The 3,309-nt window shown below is 52.2% G+C and carries 3 protein-coding genes; 1 reads left to right on the forward strand and 2 read right to left on the reverse strand.

What is annotated here, in order from left to right; genetic code table 11:
- Both rnhA and Q0256_RS04315 read right to left on the reverse strand, forming a co-directional pair.
- The coding region (gene rnhA, locus Q0256_RS04310) for a ribonuclease HI (RefSeq protein WP_297960351.1) at window positions 1–376 on the reverse strand (376 nt) is incomplete at its 3' end.
- Window positions 354–1,379 (reverse strand): tetratricopeptide repeat protein, encoded by a 1,026-nt coding sequence (locus Q0256_RS04315; protein ID WP_297960354.1) that lies wholly within the window; start codon window positions 1,377–1,379, stop codon window positions 354–356. The genes rnhA and Q0256_RS04315, both read right to left, overlap by 23 nt.
- 60 nt (window positions 1,380–1,439) lie before the next feature.
- Here Q0256_RS04315 and dnaG point away from each other — a divergent pair.
- The coding region (gene dnaG / locus Q0256_RS04320) for a DNA primase (protein WP_297960357.1) at window positions 1,440–3,309 on the forward strand (1,870 nt) is incomplete at its 3' end.

Raw genomic sequence — 3,309 nt, forward strand, 5'->3', positions numbered from 1 at the left:
CTTCGTTTTGCGGATGACCCGCATGCCCCTTGACCCAGGAGGCCTTGATCTCGTGAGGCGCCGCCGCCGCAAGGTATCTGCGCCACAGATCTGCATTCTTCTTGCCCTTAAAATCGGTAACGACCCACTTTGCGAGCCAGGAGCTTATCGCCTTAACGACATATTCGCTATCGGTAAAAAGCTCGACGCGGCAGGGCTGCTTAAGCGCGCTAAGCCCCATTATAGCGGCGGTTAGCTCCATTTGATTATTGGTCGTCATCGCTTCTGCGCCACTTGCCTTTTTTATCGCGTCGCCGTATTGCAGTATATAAGCCCAGCCGCCCGCTCCAGGGTTTCCGAGACAGCTGCCGTCGCTAAAAAGTTTGACCGATTTCACCGGTTTTCTCCGAAATTTGCGCTCTGATCTCCATGCTGCCTAGCTCGTAGCAGACCGGACAGCGGTGCGAGAAGAGCCCCACCGAGCTTTTGCACTTCGCGCAGGTGTAGCTAAAGCTAAGCCCCGCGTCCTCAAAGCCCGCGTCCTTCATAGCCATAAGCGCGTTGATCTCAAAAATTTTACTCGCGCTCTGCGGCTTTTGATCGCTTTTTCCAAGCACGTAAAAAAGCGCATTGTACTCCGCATCCTGCGTATTTACCGCCGCAGGGAAATCATAGATCAGATCGATCGCCTGCTCGATCGGCGGGAAGCGGTCAAAGCTCTCCATAGGCTCTTTGTTTTTGATAAAAAGCTCCATGCAGAACCGCCCTGCGCCTTTGAAGTCTAGCTTTGAAATTTTAGCGATCTTTTTATTAAACGGCGTATTGGCGTCGTTTGCGATGATCTGAGCGCGCTCGAACTGGCTTTGAGCATATACTTCGGCGTCCTGTTCGCGCAGCGCGTCAAGCACCTCAAGCGCCTCATTAAAGCGCTTCAGCCGCTCATAAATCACCGTAAGATGCGTAAGAGCCTCTTTGTTTCTGGGGCGCAGCTTCAGCGCCTGCAAAAACACCTCTTCGGCGCGCCCTAAAAAGCCCGCTTTGAAATATACGATACCGAGATTGGTAAGGATAAACTCCCTCTGCACGCCGCCGCTAGCCTTGCCTAGCGCGATTAGATAAATTTCTATCGCGCGCTCGAAGTCGCCGCTTTTTACGAAAGAGCTAGCCAAAATTCCAAGCGTCGGGATGTCTATTTGCGGGCTTGCTAAAAGCTGCCTGTGCTCGGTGCTAAGCGCGTCTAGGGTGTCAAATTTTTTGATAAAATTCTCTAAGCTCTGCCTCTCGTTTTTTTTAGAAAAAACTCCCCAAATGTAGCTTAGAATCGACACTAGCAAGATTATGCTTATCAGCATGATAAGCCCGAAAATCGGGTCGCGATCGTCTAAGAAAAAATTATCCAAATCAAACCTCGTCGCAAAAATAAAGGGCAATTATAGCAAAGTGCGGGTATAATTTCGCTTATGATTAAAAACGAAAGCATAGAAAATCTGCTAGCCACCGTAGATATCGTAGATGTCGTAGAAAAATATATCCCGCTTAAGCGCAGCGGCGCAAATTTCGTGGGCGTCTGCCCCTTTCACGACGATTCGCACCCGAGCATGAGCGTGAGCTCCAAGCTTGGAATTTTTCACTGCTTTTCGTGCAAAGCGGGCGGCAATGCGATTAAATTTATCCAAGATTACGAAAAGATAAGCTTTCCCGAAGCGGTCGAAAAGCTTGCGGGGATGTATAATTTCGCGCTGCAATACACCGGCGCCAAAGTCCAGGAGCGCAGCGAAGAGAAGAAGGTGCTTGAGATTTTAAACGCCTATTACCAAAGCTGCCTTTATCAAAATCCCGCCGCCGTAAAATACCTGCACGATCGCGGCCTAAGCGATCAAAGCATTCGTAAATTCGGCCTTGGCTACGCAGGAGCTAGCGCGCAGACGATCAGAGTTTTGCAAAACGAAGAAATTCCGCCGCAAGACGCGCTAAATGCGGGCGCGGTGAAGCAAAACGAGCGCGGGCTTTATGCTAGCTTCATCGAGCGGATCACCTTTCCGATCTACAACCACGCGAGCAAGCTTGTAGGCTTCGGCGGCCGCACGATAAGCGGCAACCCGGCTAAATACGTCAATTCGCCGCAGTGCGCGCTGTTTGATAAATCTAAAATTTTCTACGCATTCGACCTTGCAAAAAAAAGCGCAATTGCCAAAAAAACCCTCATCATCACCGAGGGCTACATGGACGTCATCATGCTGCATCAAGCGGGCATCGATAACGCCGTAGCGGTGCTCGGCACGGCGCTGACGCCCGCTCATCTGCCGCTTATAAAGCGCGCGGAGCTTAACGTCGTGCTTAGCTTCGACGGCGACGCTGCGGGCATCAATGCGGCGATGAAATCGGCGCGGCTTTTGTGCCTGAATAAGATCGACTCAAGCGTCGCTATAATCGGCGGCGGTGCCGATCCTGCGGATATGATAGTCGCGGGCAAGGTGCGCGAGCTAGAGCAAATTTATGCTAGCGGCATGGAGAGCGGGGAGTTTCTGATCCGAAGAATCGCTAAAAAATACGACCTCGCCCGTCCCGTGCAAAAAGAAGCGGCGCTAAATGAGATCAAAGAATTTACCGCAGCGCTCGGCCCCGTGCTTGCCGAGTCCTATCAGAGCCTAGTGGCGCAAATTTTAAACATCTCGCCGGGCTCGTTTAATCTCTCTAGCGGCGGTAAAAATTTCGGCGCGGGCTTTGAGGGGCGAAATTTTAACGAGGGCGGGAGCTTCGGCTCTCGCGATTTCGGTTCTTACGAAGGGCGCGGCGCAGACGGCAGGGGCGGTGCGAGCGGGAGCTTAAACGGCGGAAATTTTATTCGTACTCAAAACACGGCGCGCTATGAAAGCTCTGCGCCGCCTACGGCTTCGGCGAGGGGTGGGCGGACGTTACTGCGCCGCAAGGAGATCGCGGAGCTTCAGATCATAAAGTCGATGCTGCTTGATGGCGAGATGGCACAGCTCGGGCTCGGCTGCTTACAGCGGCGCGATTTTCGCATGCACGGCGATATTTTCGAGGCGTTTTTGGCTTTCGCTCGCAGCGGCGGAAATTTTAAAAATTTCATCGCGGGCGGCAATGCGGATAGTAATACGAGCGAGAATTTTACCGCAGGCGGCGCGGGAGAGAATTTTATCCGTAGCGAGAGCGTAAATTTAAAAAGTAGTGAGAATTCTAACGAGCAAAATTTTGATGGACAAGCCTCCGCAGGCGCCGTAAATTTAAAAAGTTCCGCGCAGCAGGGCGCAAACGGCGGCGAGAAGCAAGACGTAAACAACGGCACGAAGCAGGAGGGCAAGAGGGAAG

This window comes from uncultured Campylobacter sp., assembly GCF_937949835.1.
Taxonomy (GTDB): domain Bacteria; phylum Campylobacterota; class Campylobacteria; order Campylobacterales; family Campylobacteraceae; genus Campylobacter_B.